The following is a 6,575-nucleotide window of genomic DNA, read 5'->3' on the forward strand; positions in this document are numbered from 1 at the left end:
AGTGCCATTCCCATTTATCTTTAATTGCCACACAGTTAGCTGACATCTCATTTGCATCATGAATAATGCGGGCTAGTCGACCGGGGCCCGTCAACGGAAAAAAACGGCCCCGGAAGCGCCCCGACCGGAGGCCGATGAAAACCAATCGCGGATTTCGGGTTTCCCCCTTTTCTTGCAAATCCTCATCGGTGAGATATCCTTTGTCTTGTAGGGTTTCTCCCGGAGGGAGTCACACATTGCCTTTACGGGGGTGATCTGCAAAGAGGACCGAGCTGTCATATTGAGGTCCTGGGGATATCCGTTCCATGTCGGTGCTGGTCTGTTCCACCGTGCCGGATCATAGATGCCGGGAGTGGTGGAGAAAGGAGTGGGGATGATGCGCAGATGCCTTGTTGTAGCCATGGCGGTTGTGATCGGTATGAGCTTTGCGGCTGCCGACCTGTTTGCCGGGGAGGTGGAGGTGCTCCACTGGTGGACCTCCGGTGGTGAGGCGCGCTCCGTGGCTGTATTGAAGGATCTTCTTGAGAAAGAGGGCCACACCTGGAAGGACTTTGCCGTTGCCGGTGGGGGCGGAGATACGGCCATGACGGTTCTCCGGTCCAGGGCCGTGGCAGGGAACCCGCCCACCGCCGCCCAGGTCAAGGGTCCCCAGATCCAGCAGTGGGGTGACGAGGGGGTCCTGGCGAACCTCAGCAAGGTCGCCAAGGCCGAAAAGTGGGACGATATCCTGCCCGGCGTTGTGGCGGATATCATGAAGTACAAGGGCAAGTTCGTGGCGGTGCCGGTCAACGTGCACAGGATCAACTGGATGTGGTGCAACCCTGAAGTGTTCAGGAAAGCCGGGGCCAAAGTGCCCAAGACGTGGGCCGAGTTCGAGGAGTCCGCCAAAAAGATCCAGGCAGCCGGGATGATCCCGGTAGCGTTCGGGGGCCAGGACTGGCAGGAGGCCACGGTTTTCGAATCCATCGTCATCGGTGTGGGCGGAGCCGATTTCTACCGCAAGGCGCTGGTCGAGGCTGACGCCAAGGCTCTTTCCAGCGACACCATGGTCAAGGTTTTCGAGCGGTTCCGAAGCATCAAGAAGTACACCGACAAGAACGCGCCCGGCCGGGACTGGAACCTGGCCACAGCCATGGTCATCAAGGGAGAGGCCGCCATGCAGTTCATGGGCGACTGGGCCAAGGGCGAGTTCACCGCAGCCGGCAAGGAGCCGGGGGTGGACTACCTCGCCATGCCTTTCCCGGAGACAAGCCAGTATTTCCTCTTCAATGTGGACAGTTTCATCATGTTCAAGCAGAAGAACAAGGGTTCGATCGAGGCTCAGGATGCCATGGCCCGGCTGATCCTGCAGCCGAAGTTTCAGGAAGTGTTTAATATCAACAAGGGGTCGATCCCCGTCAGGCTCGGGATGCCCCGGGACAACTTCGATTCCCCGGCGCAGCGATCCATGAGCGATTTTGTAGCTACCGCGGCGAGCGGCGGCCTGGTGCCCAGCATGGCCCACGAGATGGCCGTGGTGCCGGAGATCCGCGGAGCCATCTTCGACGTGGTGACCAACTTCTACAACTCTGACATGTCCGCAAAAGAGGCGGCCCGGAAGCTCGCTTCGGAGGTGCAGGCGGCAAGGTAGTCACAGGCAGGTTCATGAATATCGGATCAGCCCGCGTCCGCCCGGCAGAGGCGGGCGCGGGCGGGACGATCCCGTGACGGGGGACGGGTCGCGCGTTAAGCTTTTGGAGGGGAGACGCCGTGGCGCTTGAAGGCTCACAGACACAGGTGCGGCTCCCTGACCGCCTTCAGGTCTACCTGCCCAGGATCGTTCTTTCTCCCACCATCGCCGCGGCAGTGGTTTTCATCTACGGGTTTATCCTCTGGACCGCGTGGATCTCCCTGACCAATTCGGGACTCCTTCCCCGCTACGAACTGGCGGGATTCATCCAGTACACCAAGCTTTTTGCCAGCGACAGGTGGTGGGTGGCCAGCAGGAACCTTGGTATTTTCGGGGGGCTGTTCGTGCTCTTCTGCACCTCCCTGGGCCTCCTCCTCGCTATCCTCCTTGACCAGAAGATCAGGGTCGAGGGGGCGCTGCGGACCATCTATCTTTATCCCATGGCCCTCTCGTTCATCGTCACCGGTACCGCCTGGCGGTGGATGCTCAACCCCGGCCTGGGGCTTGAGCGGGTGGTGCGGCAGATGGGGTTCGAGACATTCACTTTCGACTGGCTCGTGAACTCGAAGATGTCTATCTACACGGTGGTCATCGCCGGGGTGTGGCAGTCCACCGGGTTCGTCATGGCCCTGTTCCTGGCCGGCCTCAGGAGCATCGACGACTCCATCATCAGGGCGGCCCAGGTGGACGGGGCCAGTCTCCCCAGGATCTACCTGAGGATCATCATCCCCAGCATGCGCCCTGTTTTCTTCTCGGCCATGATCATCCTTTCCCATATCGCCATCAAGAGCTTTGACCTCGTCATGGTGCTGACGAGGGGCGGCCCCGGATACTCGTCGGATCTGCCGGCCACCTTCATGTACACCTTTGCCTTTACCCGCAACAGGCTGGCCTTCGGGGCCGCCAGCGCGATGATGATGTTCATGGCGGTCATGGCCATTATCGTTCCGTACCTTTACTCCGAGCTGAGGGTCAAAAGGGATGGCTGAAAGAGCCCGGATCGCAGCAAACCGCACACCGGGAGCTATCGCCGGGCGGATCTTCATTTACGGCCTCCTGGGCATCGCTGCCGTCTATTATCTCCTGCCCTTTATCATCATGGTCATGACCTCGGTGAAGAGCATGGAGGACATCAGGATGGGTACCCTGATCTCCCTGCCAACGAGGATCACCTTCGAAGCGTGGCGGGAGGCTTGGGGGACGGCCTGTATAGGCGTGGAGTGCAACGGGATCAAGGGGTACTTTTTAAATTCGGTGAAGATGGTCATCCCGGCGGTGGTCATCTCCACGGCTTTCGGCGCGGTGAACGGATACGTGTTCTCCAAGTGGAAGTTCCGGGGCAGCGAGATGATCTTTTCCATGCTGCTCATCGGGTGTTTCATCCCGTTCCAGGTCATCCTGCTCCCCATGGCCCGGACCCTGGGGCAGTTCGGGCTGGCCCAGAGCCTCACCGGCCTGATCCTGGTGCACGTGGTCTACGGCCTGGCCTTTACGACCCTGTTTTTCAGGAACTTTTACGTCAACATACCCGACGACCTGGTCAAGGCGGCCCGCATCGACGGGGCCGGGTTTTTCACGATCTTCTGGCGGATCATCCTGCCCTTGTCGATCCCCATCATCGTTGTCACGGTGATCTGGCAGACAACACAGATCTGGAACGACTTCCTGTTCGGGGTTGTCTTCTCGGGAGGAGACACGCAGCCGGTCACGGTGGCGCTCAACAACCTGGTCAACACCTCGACGGGAGTGAAAAAGTACAACGTCGACATGGCCGCGGCCATCATCGCCGGCGCTCCGACTCTGTTCGTCTACATCGTGGCCGGGAAATATTTCCTCAAGGGCCTCACGGCCGGCGCGGTGAAGGGATAGAAAACACCGGGTAGCGGAAAGTGAGGGGACATGGCGTCGCTGACCATCAAGGAAGTGCACAAGTCCTTTGGGCCGGTTGAGGTTCTCAGGGACATCTCCCTGGAGATCCGCGCGGGAGAATTCCTCGTCCTGGTGGGGCCCAGCGGGTGTGGTAAGTCCACTCTGCTCAACCTCATCGCCGGGCTCGAGACGATCACGTCGGGAGAGATCTACATGGGCGACGAGATGGTCAACAATGTCAGCCCGAAGGACAGGGACATTGCCATGGTGTTCCAGACTTATGCCCTTTATCCCAATATGAACGTGCGGAAGAATATCTCCTTCGGCCTGGAGATGAGGAAGATCCCAAGGGACGAGATCGACAAGATCGTGGACAAGGTCGCCGGTATCCTCCAGATCGAAGAGCTGTTGAAGCGCAAACCGGCCCAGCTCTCAGGCGGCCAGAGGCAGAGGGTCGCCATGGGACGCGCCCTTGCGCGCAACCCCTCCATATTTCTCTTCGACGAACCGCTGAGCAACCTGGACGCCAAACTCCGGGTGGAGATGCGCACGGAGATCAAGCTTCTCCACCTGCGCCTCGGGGTGACCACCGTCTACGTGACCCACGATCAGGTGGAGGCCATGACCCTGGCTGACCGCATTGCCATCATGAACGATGGGACCATCCAGCAGTTCGACACTCCCCGGGGAGTATACAGGGATCCGGCCAACCTCTTCGTGGCGGGATTCATCGGCTCTCCGGCCATGAACCTGATCCCGTGCATGGTGCAGGAGATCAACGGGGGGCACGGGGTCCAGCTGGACGTGGAGGGTGGTCAGAGCGCTGTCCTTCAGGTTCCCCCGGCAAGAGCCGGCCTGGGCAGCCTGGCAGGCAGACAGGTCCTGGTGGGTTTGAGGCCCGAGCACATCTCCGATTCCCTGCCGGACATCGGGGAAGACTCGCAGGTCCACGAACTGGAGTGCCCCATCAAGGTCGTGGAGCCCATGGGGGCCGACACCCTGGTGTTCGTGGGCATCAACGGGCGGGAGGTCACCTCCCGGGTTCACCCCGACAGCGCCGTCCGCCCCGGGGAGAAGATGAAGCTGGTCCTGGACATGGCCCGGATTTTTATCTTTGATCCGGAGACGGGGAAGAGGATCCGCTGAAGAAAGATTTTCGTGTGTGCGTGAAACGTGCATGCGTGAGAGCGATAGACCTTTCGCCTAAACGCTTTACGCACGTACGGACGCACTAGTTGGCTTGAATCCAGACCCAAACCCCAAACCTAAAAACGACTCCCCAAGACGCCCCGCCAGCTTTTTACAACTTTCTCGATCTCCGCGTCCCTTGCCGGGTCCACCACCTGCCTTTCCGGGTCGGCATTGAACCAATCCAATGACCGGCGGATCCCTTCGCTGAAGGGGGTCCTGGCTCCAAAATCAGGAACAAAGTTTCTGATTTTGGAGTTGTCGAACACCATGCTCCACGCCTTGTCGCCCAGGAGGCCCTGCCCGATGAAAGGGCTCACCTCGTGAACGAACCCGGAGGGTATGTGGAGGAGGCGCGGCTCGACCCCTAACGCTTCCCCGATGACTTTGTAGAAGGCGTCCCAGGTCCGGGCCTCATCGGAGGTGATGTGGAACGTCTCCCCTTCGATGCTGTCCGCCTCCAGCAGCCCGGCAAACCCCGCGGCGAAATCGTCGCTGTGGGTGAGAGTCCACAGGGACTGACCGTCACCGGGAGAGATGACGGCGCGCCCGTCCAGGATCCTGCGTGCCACCGTATAATCCCGGGAACCGATGGGTGTGGGGATCCAGCCGTCGCTGTAGGTGTGAGAGGGGCGCACGATGGTGACCGGAAAACGGTCCTTTAAGAACGCTTCGGCCAGGGCCTTTTCGCAGGCGATCTTGTTTTGCGCGTAGGGCCACCAGGGGTTGCCCGTGGGGGTCTGCTCGGTGATGAGCCAGTGGGGCGGCGGCTTGAGGTATACGGCCGCAGAGCTGATGAAGACGTACCGTCCGGTGAGGCCGGAAAAGAGTTTGACATCCTGGCGGACGTGGGACGGTTCCAAAGCCACCCAGTTCACCACGCCATCGAAGGTCAGCCCGCTGATTGCGGACCTGACCTGGTCCGGGTCCCTGGCGTCGGCAGTGAGCTGCTTCGCTCCCATGGGGGTCTTTTCGGGTCGGGTGCCCCGGTTTAAAAGCCACAGCTCATGACCGCGGTTGAGAACCTCCCGCGAACACGCCGTGGAGATGACGCCCGTTCCGCCGATGAAAAGAATTTTAATAATATAGTCCCCTTCCTGATTCTCCCTCTCCCCATCGTGGCGCAGTCCTGAGCAAACAAAGTGCGTCGAAGGGGAGAGGGCCGGGGTGAGGGGGCGTTAATTTAAAGTTTTCACCCCCACCTCGGTCCTCCCCCCTCAAGGGGGAGGAAGGGTAAGGAAAAAGTCCTGTCTATCAGAGCGTTATCTCCACCCTGTTGCCGTCGGGGTCGAGGACGACGCTCTCGTAGTACCCGTCACCTGTGCGGCGCGGCCCGTCCACAACCGTCAGGCCTGAATGAAGCAGGCGTTGGGTGAGGCTGTCCACCTCTTCCTCCGACCCAACCGAGAAGGCGATGTGAGCGTAACCGGGGTGTAGCTTCGCCCCTGCCGGTCCGTCATCCAGGCTGGTGGACATCATAAGCTCCAGCCTCGCTCCGGAAGGGAAGGTCAGGAAACAGGATTCGAAACCCTTGGCCAGGTTGGTGTAATGGGGGCCGGCTTCGGCGTTAAACCAGGTCTCGTAAAAGTCCCGCATCCCGTCCAGATCCAGGGTCCATATGGCGATGTGTTCGATACGCATGGGGGAAGTATAACAGCTGGCGGCATACTTTTCTCTACCGCCAGCCTGGGGGCCAGGTGCTATGTGCCAGGTGCCAAGGTAAAAGAAACAGGGACTTTTAACCTGGAACCAGACCTGCCTTTTCTCCGATACTAGGAGCCTGTCGGAGAACCCCATGCAGGCTCCTGGATATAGTTTTTCGGAAATAGCATTTAGACCGAAAAGAACA

General features: G+C 59.9%; 6 protein-coding genes. 4 read left to right on the forward strand and 2 right to left on the reverse strand.

Annotation, left to right across the window (positions count from 1 at the left end):
* Positions 1-373: 373 nt before the first annotated feature.
* From P1S46_10760 to ugpC, 4 genes are all read left to right on the forward strand, one after another.
* Positions 374-1,630 (forward strand): ABC transporter substrate-binding protein, encoded by a 1,257-nt coding sequence (locus P1S46_10760; GenBank protein ID MDF1536959.1) that lies wholly within the window; start codon positions 374-376, stop codon positions 1,628-1,630.
* A gap of 119 nt (positions 1,631-1,749) precedes the next feature.
* Positions 1,750-2,658: a sugar ABC transporter permease gene (locus P1S46_10765; protein ID MDF1536960.1), complete on the forward strand. Its 909-nt coding sequence runs from the start codon at positions 1,750-1,752 to the stop codon at positions 2,656-2,658.
* Positions 2,651-3,538 (forward strand): carbohydrate ABC transporter permease, encoded by an 888-nt coding sequence (locus P1S46_10770; protein ID MDF1536961.1) that lies wholly within the window; start codon positions 2,651-2,653, stop codon positions 3,536-3,538. Before P1S46_10765 ends, P1S46_10770 begins: the two co-directional genes overlap by 8 nt.
* Positions 3,539-3,568: 30 nt before the next feature.
* Positions 3,569-4,684, forward strand: a complete 1,116-nt coding sequence (gene ugpC, locus P1S46_10775; GenBank protein ID MDF1536962.1) for a sn-glycerol-3-phosphate ABC transporter ATP-binding protein UgpC — start codon at positions 3,569-3,571, stop codon at positions 4,682-4,684.
* Between the two features lie 119 nt (positions 4,685-4,803).
* On the opposite strand, the gene P1S46_10780 is transcribed toward ugpC, so the two are convergent.
* Positions 4,804-5,811, reverse strand: a complete 1,008-nt coding sequence (locus P1S46_10780) for an SDR family oxidoreductase (protein ID MDF1536963.1) — start codon at positions 5,809-5,811, stop codon at positions 4,804-4,806.
* A gap of 169 nt (positions 5,812-5,980) precedes the next feature.
* Positions 5,981-6,367 carry a VOC family protein gene (locus tag P1S46_10785; protein MDF1536964.1) on the reverse strand — a complete coding sequence of 129 codons (387 nt, stop codon included), beginning with the start codon at positions 6,365-6,367 and terminating at the stop codon, positions 5,981-5,983.
* Positions 6,368-6,575: the final 208 nt, after the last annotated feature.

The sequence above is a fragment of the bacterium genome (genome assembly GCA_029210545.1).
Classification (GTDB): domain Bacteria; phylum BMS3Abin14; class BMS3Abin14; order BMS3Abin14; family BMS3Abin14; genus JARGFV01.